Here is a 23,515-nt window from a genome sequence, read left to right as displayed (position 1 = left end):
AAGCATGACAAAATTTAAATTAGTCGCAACTGCGGCGATGGGCTTAGAAGCAATCGTGGCAGACGAAGTGCGCGAGTTAGGATACGAAACGCGTGTCGATAACGGCAAAGTGTATTTTGAAGGGGACGAAATGGCGATTGCACGCACGAATTTATGGCTGCGTGTAGCAGACCGCGTAAAAATCGTCGTAGCGGAATTCCCGGCAAAAACATTTGACCAATTATTTGAAGGGGTTAAAGCTGTTCAGTGGGAAAAATATTTGCCGGTTGATGCAAATTTTCCTGTTTCGGGCAAATCTGTAAAATCTAAATTATTCAGTGTGCCGGATTGTCAGGCAATCACGAAAAAAGCGATTGTGGAACGCATGAAAGCCGCATATAAACGTTTAGGGTTTTTAGATGAATCCGGCCCGACATTTAAAATTGAAATATCGATTTTAAAAGATGTGGCGACATTGACGATTGATACATCGGGTGTCGGCTTGCATAAACGCGGTTACCGGACGACACAAGGTGAAGCGCCTTTAAAGGAAACACTAGCTGCCGCATTAGTTAAAATTTCAAAATGGTCGCCAAGCCGCCCGTTCGTAGATCCGTTTTGCGGCTCGGGGACAATCGCTTTAGAAGCGGCGATGATTGGACAAAATATCGCACCAGGCTACAATCGCGAATTTATTTCCGAATCATGGCCTTGGATGAAGCAGGACATTTGGGATAAGGCGCGCGACGAAGCGGATTCTTTGGCGAATTATGATCAGGAATTAACGATTATCGGTTCTGATATCGATCACCGCATGGTAGCAATCGCCCAAGAAAATGCGCTGGAAGCTGGGTTCGGCGATTTGCTGACATTCAAGCAAATGCAAGCAACCGATTTTACGACGAAGCTGACAGATGGTGTTATCGTGACAAACCCGCCATACGGAGAGCGTATCGGCGAAGTTGAGGAAATCGAAAAAATGCTGCGTCAATTCGGTCAAGTAATGCAAAATTATCCTACATGGTCTGTATATATGCTATCATCAATGGAAGACTTGGAAGTGCATTACGGCAAAAAGGCGACGAAAAAGCGTAAATTATTCAATGGCTTTATTCGCACTGATTTTTACCAATATTGGGGCCAAAAATCGAAGCGTGAAAACTAATAGGACAACTACATTGGTCATAAACTAATGTAGTTTTTTTAATGCTTAACAGTAGGATTTTTTTTATATTTCGTTGTATAATGATAAGTACGGAATTTTTTTATCGACTCTAATTATATTGAGAGTATTTGCGGAAGGAATGGGTGAGCGTTCCTTCCGCTTCATATTGAGGGGGAGCATCCATTTGAGAAAATCTTTGCCTTTTGAATTATCAAGGGAGAAAACTTTTTTCGACTCATTAGGAGATTGGCTAGGCGATGTCCTGTATGACGAATTACCAGAACGAGGCTTTGAATACCGTGATGAGCAAATTTTCATGGCTTACCAAATAGAACAAGCATTAAAAGAAAAAAATGTATTATTCGCTGAAGCAGGGGTAGGTACGGGAAAAACGATTGCCTATTTATTACCGGCAGTATCGTACGCACGCTATACAGGCAAACCGGCATTAATCGCCTGTGCAGACGAAACATTGATCGACCAGCTCGTAAAAGAGGGCGGTGATATCCATAAACTGCGTGAGATATTAGGATTGGATATTGATGTCCGTTTAGCAAAATCACGTGACCAATATTTATGCTTAAAACGTTTTGAAGAAGCCGAAAAAACAGAAACGGAAGAATGGATTGACGATGTTGCGTTTTCTATTCCCGATGGCGTATACGCTCAAGGCAGCATGATTGCAGTGCAGCCGTACGGGGAGCGCTCGGATTATTCAGCGGTGAGCGATGAAGACTGGCAAAAAGTGAATTATAATTCCATTATGCAATGTGCGGTGTGCGATTTGCGCAATCGCTGTGGCCAAACATTGCACCGGGCGCATTATCGTAAATCAACGGACTTGATTATTTGTTCGCAAGATTTTTTAATGGAGCATTTGGCGACAAAGGAATCCCGCGAGCGTGAAGGACAGCTGCCGTTATTGCCGGAAGTTTCTATGATTGTGCTCGATGAAGGGCATTTATTGGAATATGCGGCGCAAAAAGCTTTGACATATAAAGTGCAGGCATACACAATCGTTGAATTATTGGAGCGTTTAATGGTTGACGGTGTTCGTGAGCGCACATTATATGCGATGGAGCATCTACAAGACCACCACGAACTATTTTTTGACCAGCTGCGCGAGGATGTCGTAGTGTCGGAAGAAGACCGGAAACGCATTGACAAATCCGGGCGCCTTATTAAATTGGGCGAGCGTGTCATTGCGGATGTGGAACAATTGCTGGAAGAATTTGTATTTGAATCAGAGCTCTACATGATTCCGGAATATGAGCTGAATATGGCAGAGGAATTTTTGGAGCATTATGCTGCGGCAATCCGGATTTTTGTTGCCCAGGGCGATGCGGTTGATTGGCTGGAGGATACAGATGGGGAAGAAACATTGGTTATTATGCCGCGCCTTATTACAGATGTCCTTTCTGAAACATTATTCTCGAAAAAAATGCCGATTGTATTTTCATCCGCAACTTTATCGGTGAATAAAGACTTCAGCTATATTGCTTCAAGCTTAGGCATTGAAAAATATCAAAGCTTTAGTGTGCCATCGCCGTTTGATTATGAAGAAGTAATGAAAATCTACTTGCATGAACTTTCGCAAACTGAAAAAGTAGCGAAAGTAGAGCAGCTATTAAAAGATGAAAAGAAAACATTAATCTTATTTAAATCCAAGCAAGCGATGAATCAATTTAAATCAAACTTGAGTTTAATGGTGCGCTTAAATGTGTCGTTTGAAGGAGACCGCGAGCTATCGGCAATTGTCCGTGATTTCCAAAGCGGCGATATCCAAACATTATGCTCATACCACTTGTGGGAAGGACTGGATTTGCCGGAAGAGGCGTTAACGCGTGTCATTATTTTCGACTTGCCATTCCCGCCGCATGATCCATTATTCGATGCGAAACGCTCTTTTGCACAAAATGCATTCGAGGAAGTGGAGCTGCCATTTATGCAGCTTCGTCTTCAGCAAGGAATGGGCCGTTTAATACGTACATCAAATGACCATGGCGACATCCATATATTATTAAATGACGAAGAGGCAAACGTAAAACAAAGCTTTGTCGACATTTTAGCAGTAGATCCACAATAAGCTATGTCACCCGTTCGAATGTTCGAACGGGTTTTTTAGCCGTTTGGGAGGCCGGGGGTTCAAACTTTTTTTAAAATAAAGTGAGGCAAAAGCAAAAATCGTCCGTCTATAGTGATAAGGAGGTGGAAAACGCATTGCCAATTGAACGAATATACATCTTATACAGTGAAAATATTTATCAGTTCATTTATTTTTTAGTGGGAGACGAGGAGTTAGCGAAAGATTTGACACAGGAAACGTTTATGAAAGCAATGAATAGCCTATCGCAATTTCGCGGCCAAGCAAGCGAAAGGACATGGCTCACAAAAATTGCGCGCAATCTCGTTTATGACCATTTCCGACGTAAAAAACTATTAAAATTCATCCCTTTACTAAAAGAACATGAGCAAATAGATTATACATATTCACCAGAACGATGGCTCCATGCAAAAACTGAACAATTCGAACTGTATGAAGCATTGGGGAAACTGCCGCACAATTATCGTGAAGCAATCGTACTGCGTAAAATTGAACAGTTTTCCATTAAAGAAAGCGCGCAAATTTTAGGATGGACAGAGGCAAAAGTTAAAAATTCAACAGAGCGCGGCATGAGAAAAATGAATGAGCTGTTAGGAGGGGAGAGAGATGCTTGAAACAAAATTAAAATTAATGGAGCGGAAAACTTTTGATGAAAAAACGAGACATGCCCAACTTCAACAATTAAGACTGAAAAATAAAAGACAAATTAAAAAGCAAAAACTCAAATATAGCGCAACACTCGGGCTTTTTGCAATACTACTATTTGTATTATTCCAAACACTCGGGCAATCGCCAAAACCGATTCAGTCCCAAGTACAAACGAATTTTGAGCTTGGGGAGTTAACAGAAGCGTCTTATCTCTACACAAAACGTCCAGAACGGATTTATGATTTAACTTCACCGTTTTATAGTGGGAAAATATTTACTGCTGATCAATCGATATTGAGGGAATTTGAATTGCTCTTTGAAAATGCTGAAGTGAAACCATTCGACGGACATTTGACGAATTATGAAAGTTCGACTGATTATTTATTTCAATTGAGCAATGGCGAAAAAGTGTACTTAAAAGAAATTTATGATAATGGGCAATCTTTCTTCGTCAATCCGAATACAATGATGCAAATTGAGCTACCGGAAGAAAACTTAAAGCAATTTAATTTACATTGGATGCATATTTATATGGAAAAAAATGATTTCCCGGCATGGAAACTTGTCCTTCTAACATTACTTTTTTTATTGATTATTTATGAAGCGATTAAATATAGCAAAAAGCATGTTTCCAAACATAAAAATTCACCAGTCATTAATTTGAGTTGCTTAGGCCTTGCGTATTTTATTGTATTTAAAATGACTGATTTTCTTGGTGTAAATCATTTGCTGTATATGTTTTTAGTTATCACCTTTTTTATGACTTTGCAGGAATATTTGTATATTGTTATAAAAAAACAACAGCCAAACTGGAAAAATTATATACGGTCAGCATTATTGGCAAATCTTTTTATCCTTGTTTTATTTCTATAAAAAATACCTATCCACTTTTCGTACAGCGGATAGGTATTATAATTTTACTCTTCATCATCATCAATTGTATAAAGGATAATAATATCTCCCGCGCCTTCCAATGTTGCGGGGATTTTAAATGCTTGCTGGAAACCATATAACTTTGTATGTCCTACCATTACTGTAGGCGGTGTAATATCCAGCTCCAAATCATATTGTCCAGTATATGTACATAGATTGCCTGCGATCATATTGCCGAGTTCGCCTGTAAATGATTCAAGCATAGGACCTTCCAAAGGCATTCCGAACATTGCAGAGCCAATCGCACCGAAAATTTCCGGTGTGCCATCAATGATAATACGCCCCTTTAAATCACCGACTAAACCGATCAGCACACCCATTTCTTTTTGTTCATAGGGCTCATTTGCTATTGCAGGAGATTTTACATCTATATTCATAGGTAAAATAGATTTTAATGAATGAATTGTACCGTTTAAAATAGTTTGAATATGCTTTGAAGTGCTCAAATGAAACTCACCCTCCCCGGACTTTTATTACATATTAACATGTTACTTTAGTATCTGTATAGTGTAAAAGTCAAGGATGCTCAAAATGGCCTATTTGCTTTTTTCAGTATACATCTATGTTTTTTTAGAATAAGTTTTCCTTTTCTTGGCATGCTTGACGCTTTATCGGCTGTGATATACAATGATATTGATAATTATTATCGGTATGTAGGGGCGGTGTGTGAAATGCTTTATACGTTTATTGGGGCAACGGTTATCGTGTATTTAGCTATTGGAAACTATGTATTGAAAAATGCGGCCAAATAATGACACTGTACAATTTATTCGACTTTGCTTGACTAATATTAAATTTCCATCGTGAAGCTCTTAATAAAAAGAGCTTCACGATTTTTTTCGGGAATATCGATTATGCAATTATCTGAAAATAGCAATTTGCAAAATGAAACATATAAAAACCGTTAAAATGCTTAAGAAAAACAATAAAAACAATAATTTTTAAGAAATACTAGCCGATTTTCTTAACTAATCATGATACTATAGAATTGTGACGAATTTGAGACAATCATATATCAATTATGCCTCGAAGCAATTGTGTACAGATTTTGATTTTGGGCTTATGTGACGCTGGTCGATCAGCTGTTGTCGCAGGACAAGATGGTTTTAGGCTGACCACCCATAGCCAATCCTTTAAAAATCTGGGGCATATGGCAGAGGCTTCTCTCAATCAGCAGGAGCTTAGACGCCTGCCGAATATTACAAACCAAGCATTTAACACCCGCTTATATAGAGGTGAGTGTTCTCTGCGGAATTAAAATAAAGGGGAAAGAAACATGACTTTGTTTGACGAAAAAATACAGGGATTGTTGCAGCAATCTGCATTACAATACATAATTTATAAAGAGAATGAGGATACAGAAAGAATCGAAAAGCTTAATCTGTTTGCGCGCAAGCTTCTGCAGAAAGAGTTCGTCATCGGTTTTGCGGGTCACTTTTCCGCTGGTAAATCGAGTATGATCAACGCGCTTTCAGGTGAGAATATTTTAGCGACAAGCCCAATTCCGACAAGTGCCAATATTGTAAAAGTACATAAGTCCGATGAAGATTATGCGATTTTGTATTTACACAATGAAAAGCCGGTGAAGTTTGAAGCGGGCTACGATATTAAGCAAGTAAAGGAATTGAGCAAAAACGGTGAATTAGTGTCGCAAATTGAGATTGGGCATAGTGCATCAAGCTTGCCTGCGGGAGTTACCGTCATGGATACGCCGGGTGTCGACTCGACGGATGATGCGCACGCAATGAGCACGGAATCGGCTCTTCACATTGCGGATATGGTGTTTTATACAATGGACTACAACCATGTGCAATCGGAGCTCAATTTCCAGTTTACGAAGCAATTAATGAAATACAATCCGAATGTTTATTTAATCGTCAATCAGATTGATAAACACCGTGAAGCGGAACTATCATTTGAAGACTTCAAGCAATCGGTTCATCATTCATTCGCGGCATGGGGCGTTTATCCGAAAGATATTTTCTTCACATCATTGCGCGAAAAACAATTGCCGAACAATGATTTTGACAAAGTGAAGAAAATCGTTATGGATTCAATGAACGATTGGCAGGAGCAATTAATTTCAACGGCGGAAAATACGCTGACAAAATTACAGCACGAACATGATAGTTATTTGATGGAAGAAAAGCAAGATCGCTTCACGACATACGCGGAGGTCGTATCAGAAGATGATTGGCAGCACCGTGACGATATTTTGGAGCAATATGAAAAACTGACGCGACAAACAGAGTTGTTCTCGTTTGATGTCTTTGACAAGCAGTTCGATGAAAAACGCAAAGAATTGCTTTCAAACGCGGCGATTATGCCAGCGGAAGTGCGTGAAAAACTGCGCAGCTATTTAGAATCCCAACAGGAAGATTTTAAAGTAGGCGGTCTTTTCACGGCGAAAAAGAAAACAGCGGAAGAGAAGGTACGTCGTCAAGAAGAGGCATATGCAGGCTTTAACCATGTCGTGCAATCTCAAATCACGGGACATATGAAAGCTCTGATGAAACAGGCACTAAAAGATGTCGGGGCATTGAATGATGAACGCGCGGCAAGTATCGATGCGAAAGAATTCAATTTCCCATTTTCAATCATTGAAAATCAAGTACAAAAAAATGCCGTCATTACAGGGGATGCGGTATTGAATTTTGCAAACCGTGTTGCAGAGGCGACGAAGCGCTATTTTATCCAAGAGACAGATGCTTGGAAAATCGGACAAAAGCAAATGTTGGAGCAAGTAGCTGCTGAAACAGCTGCACCAGTGAAGCTGAAAATCAATGCGATGTCGGAAAAAGTTCATGCGCTGGAGCATATTTTGCAAATCGAGAAGTTCCAAGCGTTCAGCAATACATTAATGAAGCAAGTATCAAATGAAATTCGCGCGGAGTCTAAGATTCATTTGGAAAATTGGATACATGCACATGAGCAAGCATTAAAGGATATCAGGCCATTTGATGAATCAATGCTGCAACTGCAACAACATGAAGCCGAAATCGATGAACAGCAAGAGCAGGAAAAAGCAGGAACAGGGCTGAATGTTGATGCGGTTATCGGGAAAGCATTAAAAACTGCGCATATTATTAACGATGTCCAAGGCTTTAAAGAAGTGTCGAATTTCTTGACGAAAAAGGTTGAGCGTCTTCAAAAACGCGACTTTACAATTGCATTATTCGGGGCATTCAGTGCGGGGAAATCAAGCTTTTCGAATGCTTTGATGGGCGAGCGCGTACTGCCAGTATCACCAAATCCAACGACAGCAGCGATTAACAAAATCCGTCCTGTCTCACCGGATCACCCGCACGAGACAGCAGATGTGCATTTAAAAAATGAAGCACAATTACTCGAAGATATTCAAGGCTCCTTTAAAGCAATCGGCTTAAATGTGAAATCGCTGGAAGAAGCGTATGACCGTGCTGAAGAAGGTTTGGCCGTCAAATTATCGGACGAGCGTTTAAATGTACATAAATCATTCATTCGCGCGTATTCAGAAGGATATGAAACATTTATGCCGAAGCTCGGTACAACATTGCGTGTCAACCGGGAAGACTTTGAATTGTATGTGGCACAGGAAAATCGGTCGTGCTTTGTAGATAATATCGATTTTTACTTTGATTCGCCACTCACTCGCATGGGTGTAACACTAGTCGATACACCAGGTGCGGACTCAATCAATGCGCGTCATACAGGTGTGGCGTTTGACTATATCCGAAACGCGGATGCGATCCTTTTTATTACGTATTTCAACCATGCGTTCGCAAAAGCGGACCGAGAATTTTTAATTCAATTAGGACGGGTGAAAGATGCGTTTGAATTGGATAAAATGTTCTTTGTTGTCAATGCGATTGATCTCGCTTCAACAGCGGAAGAAGAGGAAGAAGTAAAGGGCTATGTCCGTTCAGAGCTGCAGCGCTTCGGCATCCGCTTCCCGCGATTATACGGAGTGTCGAGCTTGCTCGCATTAAAGGAAAAGCAGGAGCGGCAAAATCACGGATCAGGGATGCCGCCATTCGAAGATGCTTTCCATCATTTCTTGAACGATGAATTAATGGGAATTGCCGTTCAAGCACTACAAGAGGAAGTAGAAAAAACAGAGGCTCGACTGCATGATTTGATTACGCAAACGGAAGAAAATCTGAAACGTAAAGACGAGCGACTAGAGGAATTGGCACATTTGGAAAGGCTTGTGCGTTCTAAGTACCAAACAACACAGACTTCAATGCTGGAAAGTGAAACAAAGCAGGAACTGGATGAGCTATTGTACTATGTATTGCAACGTGTATACTATCGTTATCCTGACTTTTTCCGTGAAAGCTATAATCCGTCAACCTTTGCGCAAATGCCGGCACAGCAGGCATTACAGACGGCATTGAAAGAAGTGCTTCAAGCGTTAAGCTTCGATTTTGCTCAAGAACTGCGCGTAACGAACTTCCGTTTGGCACAATTTATCGAGAAAAAGATGAAAGAGCGATTTAAAGATGAAGCACGTGATTTAAAAGAGCTGAATCCAAGTTTTGCGTTTTTAAGCTATGAATCAAAAGAGCCACAGCTGCTGGAATTTACTGGACCTTTCAAAGAGCCGACTCCGTACGAGGGAGTAAAAACGCATTTTAAAAATGTGAAAGCCTTCTTTGAGAAAAATGAAAAAGAGCAATTGCGTGATGCGCTCGAGCAATTGACAAAACCCAATGCGCAAAGCTACTTGGATGTTGAAAAAGCTAAAATAACGAATTGGGCAGCAAGCTTTATCGCGATTGAGGCGGAAGGGCTGCGTCAGCATATACTTGAACAGGCAGTGGAGCAAATCGAAACAGAGCGCTTATTGCTGCAGGAAGAAAGCCGTTTAGCCGTTTGGAAAGATATTTACGTACAATTAAAAGCGTAAGGGGGATCTTTTTATGCCGAATATTTTTGTGACAGCCGATAAAATGGAGCGGACAGGCCGCTTTATCGACACAAGATTTGATTTAAAAAATACGGATTTAGGCAGAACTTTATATGATGAAGGCCATATCGAAGGCGCAGTATTTTGGGATTTGAATGAAGATTTATCAGATTTGACAAAAGATGAAGGGCGTCATCCGCTTCCGGACAAAAAACAGCTCCAGTCTTTATTTGAAAAAAGCGGGCTGCAATATGATGATGCAATCTATATTTATGACCAAGGTGCAGCAGCATTTGCGACACGTGCCTGGTGGATTTTGAATTATGCTGGATTTAAACACGCATATGTTGTCAATGGCGGCTTTGAAGCAATGAAGGATGTGGGCTTTTCTGTTACGACAGAAGTGCCGGTATTTCAAAAAAGCACTTTAGATTTGCAGTGGAATGATGACATTTTAGTTAAGCGGCAGGATATTTTGCATATTATTGAAGGTAAGAGAAAGGCGACTTTAATAGATGCCCGTGCAGCCGATCGTTACAGCGGCGAATTTGAACCATTCGATAAAGTGGCTGGGCATATCCCGACGGCCAAAAACTATGATTGGGAACAATTGCGGGATGGCACAAAATTAGTTATTACATCGTCGATTCTGCAAAAAGTGCCGAAAGACGAGGAAGTTGTCGTATATTGCGGCTCAGGTGTAACTGCAACCCCGGTTTATGCGATTTTAAAAGAAGCAGGCTATGACAACCTGAAAATTTATATGGCCGGTTACAGTGATTGGGTAAATCACCATCCAATTGCAACAGGAGAAAACCAATAACTAATAAAATAAGCTATAAGAAAAGTTTAATCGCTTTTCTTATAGTTTTTTGTTTGAAGGAAATTATAGGCTTTGGCGTTCAGGCTAACTTTGCAGGAAGGTGTTGTCCCAGTCCAGGCAAAACGCTCCAACATCTTGGCCTTTTAAGAATTGGACGGACAATCTAATATTTTTGTTCTTGCAAGGAATTTTATTTTTCGTTTTTATGGATTTTATTATTTGAGGTAGAGGATATCTTTACTTTTGCAAATTACTTTTGGATTTGTAAAATTCAAACAATTAATGAGCCGCCATTCATTAATTGTGTTATAGTATATTTGTATAGAAAAAGGGGATAAAGGAGTGAAAAATCATGTTTTTCAAGAAAAAAACCGAACGGCAATCGCAATCTGGGGTGAATATGATAAATGGCTTTGTAGCATTTCAGTCAGTGAAATTGAATGTTCACTGCTTTGAAGTGGACGGTGTTTTAATTGATACAGGCTCTGCTTCACTCCTTGAACAGTTTAAACCATTTTTCGAACAAGCCGACATCGATCAAGTTATGCTGACACATTACCATGAAGATCATTCAGGCGGTGCGCATTATTTACAAACAAAATATGGTGTCCCGATAAACATGAGTGATTTGCGGAGGGAAGAATGCACAAAAAAAGCGGCATATCCGATGTACCGTAAGCTTTTCTGGGGGAGTCGCGCACCGTTTGAGGCCGAAGCGATTGGCGAGCGTTTCGTATCACGTTCAGCAAATTGGCTTGTTATCGAAACACCAGGACATACAAACGATCATTTATCATTTTTGAATGAGTCGACAGGTCAGTTATTTACAGGGGATTTATACGTCTCGCCTAAAACAAAGGTCGTGCTACGCGAAGAAAGCATCCCGCAAATTATTAATTCTTTAGAGCGGGTACTTTCCCTTGACTTTCAGGAAGTATTTTGTAATCATGCAGGCCATATCGAGCAAGGAAAGCCAGCGCTGAGAAAGAAACTGGAATATTTGAAAGAGCTGAGCGGAAAAATAGAATTGATGAACGAAGAAGGCATGACTGCCACGGAAATTAAAAAGATGCTTTTTGAGAAAAAATATCCCATTACAAAATTGTCGTTGGGAGAATGGGATTCAGCGCATATTGTATCATCCGTTTTAAACAAATAAAACGGAGAGTCATAGCTGTCTAGCAGGGGGAATTCTGCTAGGCAGCTTTTTTGGGTGATAATATTCAAACAATCGGCTATTGGAAATCTTGCCTGAAAATATCCATATATATCGTAATATTATGTTTACAATTCCTTAACAATTAACATTGCATAGAAACGGGTATAAAACGATGAACAAATTTTTCATGTGTGAAATTTATCGGAAATGTCGAAAAAAGGCATATTATCAATAATATTTTAATGCATTCTGAATATTTCATTTTAGAATAGATAAAATGAAAACAAGATTATGGAGAATCTATGTTTTTTAATTGTAAAGGTTTTGTAAAGAACATAAATTAATGTTGAAGATATTGAAAAATCGGTGTTATGATTACCTAGGTTTTGATTTACAAACTTCATTTTAGGGGGATTTTATTCCATGTTCAACTCGAAAAAACCAGATCCATTTTTTGAAGGATTATTAAATATCGCAAAAAATGTACAACAAGGTGCGAACTATGCAAAAGAATCGACAATTACGACTGTATCTGACTTAAAACAAATTCAAATTAAAATGAAATCCTATGAAACAGCCGGCGATAAATTAATTCATGAATTGATCGTGAAATTGAATGACTCCTTTATGACGCCAATCGAGCGTGAAGATATTTTAGCATTGGCTATTAAATTAGACGATATTTTAGACGGCATCGAAAATACGATTGCGCATTTTGAAATGTACTCGTTTACAGAAGTGAATCAATATATGCGCGATTTTGTGGACTATATCGCCAAATCTTCCGATGAAGCAGTAAAAGCAATGCATTTATTAAATAAAAAAGATTTAATCGGTATGCGCCAACATGCCATTTTAATTAAAGATTACGAGCGCGAATGTGATGAGCTTTTCCGCAAGTCCATTACTGAATTATTCCAAGTTGAAAAAGATCCGATTCGCTTAATCATTTTTAAAGATTTATATGAGCAATTAGAAGAAATTGCCGATTACTGCCAAAATGTTGCGAATACAATCGAATCAATTATTATGCGCAATGCATAATTAAAAAGGAGTAAACTATGAATACGTTATTAATCATTACCGTACTCGTTGTCATCTTTGCATTGGCATTCGATTTTATTAATGGTTTCCATGATACAGCGAACGCCATTGCAACGTCTGTATCGACGCGTGCGCTAAAGCCCCGTGTAGCAGTAATTTTAGCGGCAGTGATGAATTTCGTTGGTGCAATAACTTTTGTAGGAGTAGCGAAAGCGGTGGCATCCGGAATTGTTGACCCATTCTCCTTAAACGCATTTGAAGGGGACGTTACAGGCTCTGTTGTTATTTTAGCGGCATTAAGCTCAGCGATAACATGGAACTTATTAACGTGGTATTTCGGAATTCCTTCAAGTTCATCACATACGTTAATCGGTTCAATTGCAGGTGCGGCGGTTGCATCGGCAGGTTTCAGCATTTTAAATTACGAAGGTTTCGCGAAAATTTTACAAGCGCTGATTATTTCGCCTATTTTAGCATTATCACTTGGCTTTATTGTAATGAAGCTCTTCAAATTTATATTCCATCGCTCGCCATTATATGGAACGACAAAAGCATTCCGATTGACGCAGATTGGGACTGCTGCCTTACAATCGTTTACACATGGTACAAACGATGCGCAAAAAGCAATGGGTATTATTACGATGGCATTAATCGCGGCAAACTGGCAATCTACAGATGAAGTACAAGACTGGGTTCGCCTTGCCTGTGCATTAGCGATGGGCCTTGGTACATCAGTAGGCGGTTATAAAATCATCAAAACAGTAGGCGGCAAAATCATGAAAATCCGCCCTGTGAATGGAGTAGCGGCTGACTTGACGTCTGCATCAATCATTTTCGGCGCGACAGTGATTGCGTTGCCAGTTTCGACGACACATGTTATTTCATCAGCGATTATGGGTGTTGGTGCTGCACAGCGTGTTAAAGGCGTAAAGTGGGGCATGGCGCGCAAAATCGTCATTACATGGTTCATTACATTGCCAATCTCAGCGGTCATGGCTGGCTTATTCTACTTATTATTCAGTGTTATTTTCTAACAGCAAATACAGCGTCTATTATTTTGGCGCTCCCGCAAAAACGATGGACTTTTAAAATCAAATTGTTTTTCATATTTAGATAAGGCGCTTTTTATTCGATTTGAATAGAAAGTGCCTTATTTTTTGGGAAGAATTCTGCTCATTAAGGAAAGTAAGCGGAAATATTCCGGTTATTTGCGCAGTCGGACTCGTTTCGGGCTAGATAAAGGGAGATTTTCCGGTTATCCAAAGCAAAACCCGCCATTTTCTTGTATTTAGAAACGATAAGCGGAATTTTTCCCTCTATTTAGGCAGTTTTTTAATTATTTTTCCAAATAGGCGGAATTTCTCCGTCTATACAGCGAATAAAACCTTTAACCCGCTCCCCCCCGGCTCATAAGAACGGGAGCGATCCCTCTACCTCATGTAATTAGCGCTACTTCAATGTTTTAAATAATCCTGGAATTGTGCATGGACATTTTCGATAGGGATGAATAAACCAACTTTCCCATGCCCTTCGCGAGTACCTGTAGCAAAGACGATGCCAATCACTTGCCCGGCTTCATTAATGACAGGGCTTCCGCTATTGCCGCGATAAACAGGTGCATTCATCATAATGATGTCGGTTTGAATGCCATTTGCGTTTGTATAATCCAATATTTTCCCTTCATTTGCAACTCCGCTGAATGCTAGCGGATTACCGATGAAATAAACATGCTCGTTTTTACGGAATTCACTAGTTTTTGCGAGTGATAAGTACGGCAAATTTAGCGCATCGATTTTCAATAACGCTAGATCATACTCTTCATATGCCTCTATAACTTGGGCCTTGTAAAGTGAATCATCAGGGAATATGACAGTAATCGTTAAAGCATCGTCAATCACATGGTCATTCGTTAAAATGTAGCCGTTTTCCGATACAGCAAATCCGGTTCCTTTTCCTGAATCGGTATTAATCGTCACGACTGATTGCTTGTACGTTTGAATATTTTCCTGACTCGAGAGCTTTGCCGACGCTTTTAAAAATTCAATTGCTGGGATGGAATATATATTGAAAATGACGGCGAATGTATTGAAGGTCAATGTCAATGCCATTAGCCAAACGACAATACGTATGCCCGGTTTTTGCTTTTTCGGCTTTTTTGATTTTTCGTTTAGACGATTTTCACGATCTTTTGCAAGGGCCTTCTCTTGTTCTTCTAAAACAAGCTCCAAAAATTCCTCTTCTGTCAATTGCTCGGTATTTGTTTTATCTGTCATTTTTACCCCTCCACTATGTATAAGTTTATCAAAAATATGAGAAGTTTGTGATGGAAAGCTTTGTGACAACTTACTGTAAAATAAACTTTGTGAATATTTTCATATTACGATAGGAAAAATATTTCGTGCATTTCATCACATACTTTACCCTGATAAAGCACACTTTTAAAAATGACAGCCCTTACATTTTATATTTTAATATAATTTATTGTGTATGAAATCACAAACTATAATAGATGGATAAAATAACTTGAGCTACTGATATAACAGCGTTTTTGGATGTTTCATCTAAATAGGAGAAAAAATAAAAATTATTGTTGACAATGGAATTTTAAAGGGCTAACATACGTAAATATAAAGAAAATTCTAAAAATTAGAAAGGGCTGGTTAAAATGGATTTAATGAAAAAATCGCTGGAAATGCATGAACACTTTGGAGGGAAGATGGAAATACGCGCAAAAGTACCAGTGCAGGATAAATATGATCTAAGCTTAGCCTATTCTCCAGGAGTAGCCGCGCCTTGCTTGGCAATTGAACAAAATCCTTCAACAGTGTACGACTATACGATGAAAGGCAATTTAGTGGCGGTCATTACAGATGGGACGGCTGTATTAGGGCTGGGGGATATTGGCCCTGAAGCTGCCTTGCCAGTGATGGAAGGGAAAGCATTGTTGTTAAAGCGCTTTGCAAATGTGGATGCAGTGCCGGTTTGCTTAAACACGAAGGATGTCGATGAAATTGTCCAAGTCGTAAAAGCGATCTCTCCTACATATGGAGGCATCAATTTGGAAGATATTTCAGCTCCTCGCTGCTTTGAAATTGAAGACCGTCTGCGTGCAGAGTGCAATATTCCCGTATTCCATGACGATCAGCATGGTACGGCAATTGTTGTTGGTGCGGCATTAATCAATGCATTGAAAATTGTTAAAAAAGAGCCGAAAAATATGAAAGTTGTCATTAATGGGGCAGGGGCAGCCGGAATTGCGATTTTGCGTATTTTAATTCAAATGGGTTATGTCAATGTCGTGATGTGTGATACGAAAGGCATTATATATGAAGGTCGCCCTGAAGGCATGAATCCGATTAAGGAGCAAGTGGCCAATTTAACGAATCCGTATCAATTGCGCGGCACTTTGGATGAGGCGCTGGTGGATGCAGATGTCTTTATTGGTGTATCGGCAGCGGATATTTTAAAGGAGCAGCATATCCAGTCAATGGCGAAAGACCCGATTATTTTTGCATTGGCAAACCCGAATCCGGAAATAACACCAGACAATGCAAAGAAATGGGGTGTACGTATCATCGGTACCGGACGCTCGGACTATGCAAATCAAATTAACAATATGCTTGCATTTCCGGGCATTTTCCGTGGGGCGCTAGATGTGCGTGCAACGGATATTAACGAGGCAATGAAACTTGCGGCAGTCGAAGCCATTGCGTCCCTTGTAACGGATGAAGAACTGCGCGAAGATTTTATTGTGCCAAGCTCGATGGATGAACGGGTCGCAGGGGTTGTCGCTAAAGCGGTCGGTTCAGCTGCAATTGAAACCGGGGTATCAGTACTATTCCAGCAAGAAGCTGTTCTGAAGCAATCGATTGCAATGTAAAAAAGCGATGAAGACCGGCATAAAGATTTTCATCGCTGTGAAGGAATATAATATTCTTCATACTGTGCATAGCAACAATTTTTTAGTCTAAAGTCGCCGGCCCCGAGCTTTTTTCGATTCTTCCTGTGAAAGTGATGGAGTACCTGCTTTCTTGTATGGTTTGTCGAAATTTTCGGGGCTGCATGGCCGCTTTAGCGTTTTGCAAGGCTGCTTCTATATTAAACTGCCTGCAATTCTTCTGTTAATTGCTCAAGTTGTGTGATTAACTCACCGATGAAGGCGATTGTGTTACGCAACGGCTTTTCGGTTGTAATATCAACGCCCGCCATTTTCGCTAGCTCAACAGGTGTTTTCGTGCCGCCTGCTTTCAATACTTCGATCCAGTCCGCAACAGCTGACTCATCACCGTTTGCAATACGTTCATATACTTGTGTGGAGATTGTCAGGCCTGCTGAGTAAGTGTATGGGTATAAGCCCATGTAATAGTGCGGCTGGCGCATCCAAGTCAGTTCAGCACCTTCATTGATTTCCACCGTGTCGCCCCAGAATTGCTCCAATACTTCGCGTTTTAATTCATTTAGCTTAGGAGCATTGACACTGCCCCCTGCATCAATAATTTCGTATACTTTGCGTTGGTATGCAGCTTCAAGTAAGTGCGTCACAAAGTTATGGTAGTACGTACGGCTAATAATCGTTGAAATAACCCAGCGTTTAAAGCGAGCATCCGTAGAATTTTTTAATAGATGATTCGCCATAAGCATTTCGTTCATTGTTGATGGTGCTTCAATGAAATAAAGTGAAGGACGCGCATTGAAGATGTTTTGCGCATCGTTTGCCAAATAGAAGTGACCCGCATGGCCTAATTCGTGTGCAAGAACGAACACTTCATTCATGCGGCTAGTCCAGGAAATCAATACATATGGATGCACACCATAAGGGCTGGAACAAAATGCGCCTGTTGATTTTCCGGCATTTTGCGCGAAGTCAATCCATCGCTCATCGAAAGAACGATCGACCATGTTTGTATAATGCTCGCCCATAATGGCTAACCCGTCCTTCATATACTGGCGAGACTCTTCAACAGTAATTGTTGGCTCATACGATGGGTCCAATGAGATTTTAAGATCCGCAAACGTCATTTTGTCCAATTGATGTGTTTTTTTCAGCAGCTCTGCATAGCGGCGCATATGTGGTGCAAGCTCATTCATGATCAAATCAATTTGACGGTCATACATCGAGCGGTCCACACGCTGTGATTGCAATAATGAATCGAAAATATTGTCATAGCCGCGCAGATCCGCTTCTGTTTTTTCAATCGTCAAATGCGAGTTATAAGTTTTGGCAGTCGTATGCTGATAGTCGCGCAATTTTTTTGAAAACGCATCAAATGCAGCACGGCGTTTTTTCGTGTCAGTTTCGAGCTCCCAATCGCCTTCGAATAAGTTGTAGCTTAATGGAAACGATTCGCCATCCACTTCAAAGTTCGGGAATTGCATATCGACCAATTTTGTCGTGTTGTAAAGCTCGTATGGTGCGTTAAACGTTGCGCCGAATGCTGCTAAAGCTTTTTCCGCTTCCGGGTGCAGCTGGTGCGGTTTTTGAACTAATAATTTATCGATAAAGTTCTCGTATTCCGGTTTCAAATTTTGTGCTTCTTTTAATACGCTCCCATCTAAAGCCAATAAATCACTTGTCACAAATGATAGCTTTGTCGCTATGCTTGCAGCTAATGAACCATAGCTTGCTGCGCGCATTTGGTTTTCCGTGCTCGTTTGGTCAACACTATGCGAAAGACTTGCATATGTGCCGATTTTCACCATTTTTTCCTGAATGTTTTTAGTTGCTTCTATTGCCGCGATAACGCCTTTTGCATCTGTAATTGTGCCCGCCAGCTGTTCGGCACTCTTATCGACAAGCAGCTTCATTTCTTCGATTGCTGCCGAATAAGCTTCTTCTGAAGAGAATAAATCATTTAAATTCCAAGTTTCTTGAATGGGTACTTCACTGCGTTTCAACATTGACATAAGTTGCCTCCTAATATTACGATATTCGAAATAAATAATAACATATTTCTGAAAATTTAGGAAGTAAGGAGAATGAGAAACATAGCAAACTTTTTGTCACCTAAAAAATTAAATGTATACTAAAATAGAGAGGCATGGAAACAAGAAAAGAGAGTGATGACAATGCATGAAGTGAAAGATTGCAGTTTAATACTGGAAGGCGGGACATTCCGTACGGTTTTTACGGCAGGGGTGCTGGATGCCTTAATGGAAGAGAAAATCAAGATGCCGTATATTGCGGCCATTTCTGCAGGGGCGATTAATGCAGTGTCGTATATGTCGAATCAGCCCGAGCGTACGATGCGTGTGCTGACAACATACCGCAATGACCCGCGATATATGGGCGTACGCAATTTTATAAAGGAAAAAAGTCTTTTTGGATTGGATTTTGCCTATAACATTGTGCCAAATGAGCTCGATTTATTTGATTGGGAAACGTATTACAACTATCCCGGCGAAGTGGAATTTGGATTAACGAATGCTTTTACAGGCAAGGTGGAATATAAAAGCGCCCACAGTATGACGAAAACCTGTGATATTTTGCAGGCTACTTGTGCCATTCCCGTAATATTTCCGGAAATTAAAATTGATAATGTACCATATTATGACGGGGGATTAGCCGATTCGATTCCTGTAAAACGGGCGGTCGAAAAAGGATTCAACAAACATTTACTTATACTGACAAGAGAGCCTGGCTATGTAAAAGGGTCCTCGAAGTCAAATCAATGGGCGACAAAGCTTTTCCAAAAACGCTATCCAAGACTCGCAGCAGCGATGAAACAGCGTGCGAATATGTATAACGAAACAATGCACTATATCGCGGAATTGGAAAAAAGCCAGGAAGCTTTCATTTTCAAACCGGACCGTGCGATAAAAAGTTTCGAAAGCAAGGTCGACCAAATGAAAGCAAACTATGCAATCGGCTATGAACATGCGATCAAACAAATGCCTGAGTTGAAACAGTTTTTGGGAATTTCGCAAGGTTAGGGGAATTGTAAAAGACTTGTAAATAAAGAATAGGGTATTTCAATTATTTCGCGAATAGGAGCAGCATGGCTAATTTATTGGTCATGCTGCTCTGTTTTTCAAATGCTATATTTTTTCCTTATCAAGCCATCAGAACTAATAGGGGAAGTTGCACTAATGCCCAATTTTATGGGTAGCCATTAATCGGAAATTCCGAACCCATGTATAGCAACAAGTTAACAAATGGTTAATATTCTTTTTTATAAACCATGTCCAGAAAGATTGAAATAAACAATACTTCTAAAATCGCTAACATAATGCTTGTTTCTTGAAGTTCTTCGCCCGCTCATCTTTTGCCGTAAAATGTAATGCTGAATAAGCTAAGCAGATTACTTTTTTTGTTAAAATAAGTACAAGTCATTGGGGTATTCGCTGTCTAGACATCATATGTATAAAAAGTGGTCTATGACTTAATTCAAGCAACATTACTCGAACAGATATAGTGATTGAATTATGCTAATATTGAATCAAATTGAAATTGAAGGGGGTTTTAGTTATTGGAGAAGCAACAGAAATCATACGTATTATATATCCTGTTGCACTGGCAGGCGCGATTGGATTATTTGTTATATTACGGCTTAAAAATAAACATAGTAAAAATAGTCTAGGGAAGAAACAGTCAAAAAGCGCTCAAACTTTATTGGATAGTCTAATACCGCTAGGATTACTATTTGGCAGTCTTGTCGGGATTGTTTTAAGTATATTTACCTCAATGCCGCTATTATCTACAGTAAATTTAGGCGCTGCAACAGGTTTGCTGGCAGGGTATTTTGCCTATGAAATTTATAGCAAAAAAGAGGGAACTTCCTCTCAATAGCAATGTTCTGGCTAACAGGCATTCAATGTTGGATTGGTTTTACGTTAATTCAGCAATTGTATTTCATCCAATGTGCGAAACGGCAAAATCCAAAAATAATCACTATTTTAAATTGAACGATGAATGTCTGTTTTATGATAATCAGCGGATATCTGAATGCCCGCTGAGTTCCGGAACTTAGCTTGAGCTTCGCGGTTTGTAACATCGGCTTAACTATACCCATTATAGTCCATATCAAAAAATCTGAAAGCAATTATGCCAAGGTGCAATTGCTTTCAGATTTTTTTAAGGGGATAAATAAATGATCTTTACTAACTTTTATGCAATTTCCGGGGTTTTAAACTGCTTGTAAAGATATTTAAGCTGAGTAATAAAATCAAGCCGATGCCAATAATACTTACAGTTTGGTTATTACCAGAGAATACAGAGTAATACATGAGTCCGAAAATAAGTAAGACGAGCAGAAATATGATGAGAAAATATAATTTATATAACGATTTTAATAATACATATTTTTGTCCATCATCATACATGTTTAATGAATCTAAAACAGGCTCCTTTTTATTTGGTGTAGGCGGGGAATAATTCGAAAAAATAATAGATGCCATTTTTGAATCTGACATGGAAAATAATACTGAAATGACACCAAGAATAAAAGATGCTAATACAATTTGCGGATGTTCTTCTCGTAAAAAAATAAAGCCTATAACAGTTGCGATAAAAGCAATGACCAATGATGTTATGATTGCATTCGGGATCCGATAATACTTTCGTTCAAGCGAGTGAAAAAAAATATCTTCATCGTCAGTAGATGGATAGCTCAATGCGCGTGATACTTTTAAATTGTAGGAAGCGGCGAAAGCTAATAAAAGACCGCTACTAATATTGCAAAGAAATAAAAGCAGTTCGGTTGTAGAAATAACGGAATAGGATACCCATAATTGTTGTAGGCTGTAAAAAGTAATAATTAAAGCAGTTGTTAACAAAATCATTCAAGTTCCTCCTTTTCAAACATAAAAACTTTTTCAATCGGTTCATTAAAAACATACGCGATTTTCGTGGCGATTAATAAAGATGGCATATATTCATTTCTCTCAATCAGACTAATTGTTTGGCGAGAGATTTTTGCTTTTTTAGCCAAATCGGTTTGGTTCATGCCTTCCCTTGCACGCAGCTCCTTTAATCTGTTTTTCATCTAATCACCTCATAGTAATTGTAAATGATGGATGTCAAATTGACAATGATAATAGTCAAAAAAGACGTTATCAATGTCAATTGAATTTGAAGTATTTTAAATTGAGGTTTAGTAAGATTGAAAAAAATGTAGTATATAGCCTTTATAAGTATAAGGTTTTCAAGGAAATGGCAATGGATATATATCGTGTTATACGATATAATCGGTATTATCGATAATAAAAGGGTGGTTTAATGGATAAAGAGATAAAATTATTAAATCAGTACTGGACTGATATTTATTTTGCCCTTCACTATGTACATGAAGAACAAATTTCACATCAGGCGGTGAGAATTTTGCAATGGATTGATAAAACGAATTCAAGTAGTGTAGGAAATATTGCAGATTATTTGAAAATCTCGCATAATACTGCTTCAGAGCATATAAAAAAATTAGTGGAAAGAAAATATCTTTTAAAGTCTAGAAGTGCGGAAGATGAACGGAAAGTTGTTCTTCAACTTACAAAATTGGGAGAAGTGGTTCTCAAAAGAAATACGAGTCTCGATGAATCAAAGCTTGAAAAAATTATGCAATCGCTGAGTGATCAAGAAAGATTAGATTTAATCAATAGCCTAAAATTATTGAGTGAGCGCGCTCAATGATGTATACAATTGCAAAAATTTTAGTTTCGGCAATAATTATCGGACTCGTAACAGAATTTGCAAGAAAATTTCCGACATATGGGGGAATCATTGCAGCATTGCCATTAGTAAGTATGCTTAGTATTTTATGGTTATCAATACAGGGAGAACAAGCGGATACATTAAATAAATTTATAGTGGGGGTCTTGCTCGGTCTACCAGCAACGGTCGTTTTATTAATCATTGTTTACATAGGAATGAAAAATTCGTTGCATTTATTTTGGTCAATCCTTTTAGGGATAGGGGGATGGGGCATTTTTTTAGTTGTTCAAGATTACCTTATTAAAATTATTAAGAATATTTGATGGAGACTTTATTAAAATAAACATATTACGAATGTGATATTTGCGAAGTTCTAACCGCATGGACAGCAATTGTTTTGTTAATATAAAATATAAATGGATGCTATGTTTGAACAAATGTTTATTGAATATAAGAGCATTAGGCAAATGATTGATGCTTATAGATAATTTTGAGTTATACCGGTCAATTTTTACTAGGTCATATACATATACACAATAATGTATGGATATTTTAAGATTCCTGAAATTCAAACTAGTTGTTCATTTGGTGTTTTAGAACATACATACTTGTTTAAATATTTATAGAGCATTAGTTTTTATTTCATTAAAATCCTTATAAAAGGTGAATTTAATAATTTATTTAATCACTTTATCTTCCTATTTTATTATTTTAAGCTAATTATATCGAAAGAAATATTTATTGGATCTGAAGTCTTATATACTTATATTTGAGTAATACAGTGTAGATCCTATTATATTTCGATAATTCGCAAAAAATGGTAGGAGGTATTCTAATGGAAAATATAATTAAAAGAGCGTCAATTATAGCTAAACAGGCTGTTATTGAAGCAGGGAACTTAGCAAAAAGTAAATTTGGTCAAACTTATGAAACTGATTATAAAGGTATGAATGAGGATTTAGTTACAGAAATAGATATTATGGCTGAGACAATTATAATGAGTGCTATTAATAAACACTTTCCTACCCATAGAATACAAAGTGAAGAAATGGGCGGTGTTTGTCAATATAGTTGTCGCATCAAGCTACTTAACTTTTCTATCAAAATCAAAATCTGTTCTATTAAAATC

General features: G+C 38.8%; 20 protein-coding genes. 15 read left to right on the top strand and 5 right to left on the bottom strand.

The genetic code is table 11. The features are described from left to right. Nucleotides 1-4 precede the first annotated feature (4 nt). The 4 genes from ACTHOQ_RS15345 to ACTHOQ_RS15330 all read left to right on the top strand — a co-directional run bounded on the left by ACTHOQ_RS15345 (nucleotide 5) and on the right by ACTHOQ_RS15330 (nucleotide 4,769). Entirely contained in the window at nucleotides 5-1,144 is a 1,140-nt protein-coding gene (locus ACTHOQ_RS15345) for a THUMP domain-containing class I SAM-dependent RNA methyltransferase (protein ID WP_440497025.1), read from the top strand. Nucleotides 1,145-1,328: 184 nt separating this feature from the next. Beyond that, entirely contained in the window at nucleotides 1,329-3,230 is a 1,902-nt protein-coding gene (locus ACTHOQ_RS15340) for an ATP-dependent DNA helicase (RefSeq protein WP_440497024.1), read from the top strand. Nucleotides 3,231-3,364: 134 nt separating this feature from the next. Beyond that, nucleotides 3,365-3,862 carry an RNA polymerase sigma factor gene (locus tag ACTHOQ_RS15335; RefSeq protein WP_440497023.1) on the top strand — a complete coding sequence of 166 codons (498 nt, stop codon included), beginning with the start codon at nucleotides 3,365-3,367 and terminating at the stop codon, nucleotides 3,860-3,862. Next, entirely contained in the window at nucleotides 3,855-4,769 is a 915-nt protein-coding gene (locus ACTHOQ_RS15330; RefSeq protein ID WP_440497022.1) for a hypothetical protein, read from the top strand. The genes ACTHOQ_RS15335 and ACTHOQ_RS15330 overlap by 8 nt, the downstream gene beginning before the upstream one ends. A 44-nt stretch (nucleotides 4,770-4,813) precedes the next feature. On the opposite strand, the gene ACTHOQ_RS15325 is transcribed toward ACTHOQ_RS15330, so the two are convergent. Next, nucleotides 4,814-5,275: a chemotaxis protein CheX gene (locus tag ACTHOQ_RS15325; RefSeq protein WP_440497021.1), complete on the bottom strand. Its 462-nt coding sequence runs from the start codon at nucleotides 5,273-5,275 to the stop codon at nucleotides 4,814-4,816. A gap of 830 nt (nucleotides 5,276-6,105) precedes the next feature. Between ACTHOQ_RS15325 and ACTHOQ_RS15320 the strand changes: the two genes are divergently transcribed. The 5 genes from ACTHOQ_RS15320 (at nucleotide 6,106) to ACTHOQ_RS15300 (ending at nucleotide 13,777) form a co-directional block, all read left to right on the top strand. After that, on the top strand, nucleotides 6,106-9,717 hold the full coding sequence (locus ACTHOQ_RS15320) for a dynamin family protein (RefSeq protein ID WP_440497020.1): 3,612 nt from the start codon (nucleotides 6,106-6,108) through the stop codon (nucleotides 9,715-9,717). A 13-nt stretch (nucleotides 9,718-9,730) separates the two neighbouring features. Next, nucleotides 9,731-10,540, top strand: coding sequence for a sulfurtransferase (locus ACTHOQ_RS15315; RefSeq protein WP_440497019.1), 810 nt, complete (start codon nucleotides 9,731-9,733; stop codon nucleotides 10,538-10,540). Nucleotides 10,541-10,892: 352 nt separating this feature from the next. Beyond that, nucleotides 10,893-11,699 (top strand): MBL fold metallo-hydrolase, encoded by an 807-nt coding sequence (locus tag ACTHOQ_RS15310; protein ID WP_440497018.1) that lies wholly within the window; start codon nucleotides 10,893-10,895, stop codon nucleotides 11,697-11,699. Nucleotides 11,700-12,122: 423 nt separating this feature from the next. After that, complete coding sequence (locus ACTHOQ_RS15305; RefSeq protein ID WP_440497017.1) at nucleotides 12,123-12,743, top strand: DUF47 domain-containing protein; 621 nt, start codon at nucleotides 12,123-12,125, stop codon at nucleotides 12,741-12,743. Nucleotides 12,744-12,760: 17 nt separating this feature from the next. Then, a complete protein-coding gene (locus tag ACTHOQ_RS15300) occupies nucleotides 12,761-13,777 on the top strand; it encodes an inorganic phosphate transporter (RefSeq protein ID WP_440497016.1) in 1,017 nt (338 codons plus the stop codon). A gap of 420 nt (nucleotides 13,778-14,197) precedes the next feature. On the opposite strand, the gene ACTHOQ_RS15295 is transcribed toward ACTHOQ_RS15300, so the two are convergent. Beyond that, a complete protein-coding gene (locus tag ACTHOQ_RS15295) occupies nucleotides 14,198-15,016 on the bottom strand; it encodes a S1C family serine protease (protein ID WP_440497015.1) in 819 nt (272 codons plus the stop codon). A gap of 392 nt (nucleotides 15,017-15,408) precedes the next feature. Between ACTHOQ_RS15295 and ACTHOQ_RS15290 the strand changes: the two genes are divergently transcribed. Continuing rightward, nucleotides 15,409-16,623, top strand: coding sequence for an NAD(P)-dependent malic enzyme (locus ACTHOQ_RS15290; RefSeq protein WP_440497014.1), 1,215 nt, complete (start codon nucleotides 15,409-15,411; stop codon nucleotides 16,621-16,623). 218 nt (nucleotides 16,624-16,841) lie between these two features. Here ACTHOQ_RS15290 and pepF read toward each other — a convergent pair whose 3' ends face one another. Next, nucleotides 16,842-18,647 (bottom strand): oligoendopeptidase F, encoded by a 1,806-nt coding sequence (pepF, locus tag ACTHOQ_RS15285; protein ID WP_440497013.1) that lies wholly within the window; start codon nucleotides 18,645-18,647, stop codon nucleotides 16,842-16,844. Between the two features lie 162 nt (nucleotides 18,648-18,809). Between pepF and ACTHOQ_RS15280 the strand changes: the two genes are divergently transcribed. Next, the gene (locus tag ACTHOQ_RS15280; RefSeq protein WP_440497012.1) at nucleotides 18,810-19,673 is read left to right on the top strand and encodes a patatin-like phospholipase family protein; all 864 of its coding nucleotides are present in this window, start codon (nucleotides 18,810-18,812) and stop codon (nucleotides 19,671-19,673) included. Between the two features lie 517 nt (nucleotides 19,674-20,190). Next, nucleotides 20,191-20,529, top strand: a complete 339-nt coding sequence (locus ACTHOQ_RS15275) for a hypothetical protein (protein ID WP_440497011.1) — start codon at nucleotides 20,191-20,193, stop codon at nucleotides 20,527-20,529. Nucleotides 20,530-20,840: 311 nt separating this feature from the next. Here the strand turns inward: ACTHOQ_RS15275 and ACTHOQ_RS15270 are convergent, their stop codons facing one another. Together ACTHOQ_RS15270 and ACTHOQ_RS15265 are read right to left on the bottom strand one after the other, a co-directional pair. Further along, nucleotides 20,841-21,521 carry a DUF3169 family protein gene (locus ACTHOQ_RS15270; RefSeq protein ID WP_440497010.1) on the bottom strand — a complete coding sequence of 227 codons (681 nt, stop codon included), beginning with the start codon at nucleotides 21,519-21,521 and terminating at the stop codon, nucleotides 20,841-20,843. Further along, nucleotides 21,518-21,724 (bottom strand): helix-turn-helix transcriptional regulator, encoded by a 207-nt coding sequence (locus ACTHOQ_RS15265; RefSeq protein ID WP_440497009.1) that lies wholly within the window; start codon nucleotides 21,722-21,724, stop codon nucleotides 21,518-21,520. Before ACTHOQ_RS15265 ends, ACTHOQ_RS15270 begins: the two co-directional genes overlap by 4 nt. 233 nt (nucleotides 21,725-21,957) lie before the next feature. Between ACTHOQ_RS15265 and ACTHOQ_RS15260 the strand changes: the two genes are divergently transcribed. The 3 genes from ACTHOQ_RS15260 to ACTHOQ_RS15250 all read left to right on the top strand — a co-directional run. Continuing rightward, a complete protein-coding gene (locus ACTHOQ_RS15260; protein WP_440497008.1) occupies nucleotides 21,958-22,365 on the top strand; it encodes a MarR family winged helix-turn-helix transcriptional regulator in 408 nt (135 codons plus the stop codon). Next, nucleotides 22,362-22,709: a DUF3147 family protein gene (locus ACTHOQ_RS15255; protein ID WP_440497007.1), complete on the top strand. Its 348-nt coding sequence runs from the start codon at nucleotides 22,362-22,364 to the stop codon at nucleotides 22,707-22,709. Before ACTHOQ_RS15260 ends, ACTHOQ_RS15255 begins: the two co-directional genes overlap by 4 nt. Before the next feature lie 512 nt (nucleotides 22,710-23,221). Beyond that, the coding region (locus ACTHOQ_RS15250; protein WP_440497006.1) for an inositol monophosphatase family protein at nucleotides 23,222-23,515 on the top strand (294 nt) is incomplete at its 3' end.

Source organism: Solibacillus silvestris (genome assembly GCF_051967575.1).
Classification (GTDB): Bacteria; Bacillota; Bacilli; order Bacillales_A; family Planococcaceae; genus Solibacillus; species Solibacillus silvestris_B.
This window is presented reverse-complemented; position numbering and strand designations above follow the sequence as displayed.

Bases quoted from the DNA above. Each gene is read 5' to 3' on its own strand.
- ACTHOQ_RS15330 (WP_440497022.1), top strand. From the start codon at position 3,855: ATGCTTGAAACAAAATTAAAATTAATGGAGCGGAAAACTTTTGATGAA.
- ACTHOQ_RS15280 (WP_440497012.1), top strand. From the start codon at position 18,810: ATGCATGAAGTGAAAGATTGCAGTTTAATACTGGAAGGCGGGACATTC.
- ACTHOQ_RS15300 (WP_440497016.1), top strand. From the start codon at position 12,761: ATGAATACGTTATTAATCATTACCGTACTCGTTGTCATCTTTGCATTG.
- ACTHOQ_RS15295 (WP_440497015.1), bottom strand. From the start codon at position 15,016: ATGACAGATAAAACAAATACCGAGCAATTGACAGAAGAGGAATTTTTG.
- ACTHOQ_RS15290 (WP_440497014.1), top strand. From the start codon at position 15,409: ATGGATTTAATGAAAAAATCGCTGGAAATGCATGAACACTTTGGAGGG.
- ACTHOQ_RS15265 (WP_440497009.1), bottom strand. From the start codon at position 21,724: ATGAAAAACAGATTAAAGGAGCTGCGTGCAAGGGAAGGCATGAACCAA.
- ACTHOQ_RS15255 (WP_440497007.1), top strand. From the start codon at position 22,362: ATGATGTATACAATTGCAAAAATTTTAGTTTCGGCAATAATTATCGGA.
- ACTHOQ_RS15320 (WP_440497020.1), top strand. From the start codon at position 6,106: ATGACTTTGTTTGACGAAAAAATACAGGGATTGTTGCAGCAATCTGCA.
- ACTHOQ_RS15270 (WP_440497010.1), bottom strand. From the start codon at position 21,521: ATGATTTTGTTAACAACTGCTTTAATTATTACTTTTTACAGCCTACAA.
- ACTHOQ_RS15310 (WP_440497018.1), top strand. From the start codon at position 10,893: ATGTTTTTCAAGAAAAAAACCGAACGGCAATCGCAATCTGGGGTGAAT.
- pepF (WP_440497013.1), bottom strand. From the start codon at position 18,647: ATGTCAATGTTGAAACGCAGTGAAGTACCCATTCAAGAAACTTGGAAT.
- ACTHOQ_RS15345 (WP_440497025.1), top strand. From the start codon at position 5: ATGACAAAATTTAAATTAGTCGCAACTGCGGCGATGGGCTTAGAAGCA.
- ACTHOQ_RS15305 (WP_440497017.1), top strand. From the start codon at position 12,123: ATGTTCAACTCGAAAAAACCAGATCCATTTTTTGAAGGATTATTAAAT.
- ACTHOQ_RS15260 (WP_440497008.1), top strand. From the start codon at position 21,958: ATGGATAAAGAGATAAAATTATTAAATCAGTACTGGACTGATATTTAT.
- ACTHOQ_RS15315 (WP_440497019.1), top strand. From the start codon at position 9,731: ATGCCGAATATTTTTGTGACAGCCGATAAAATGGAGCGGACAGGCCGC.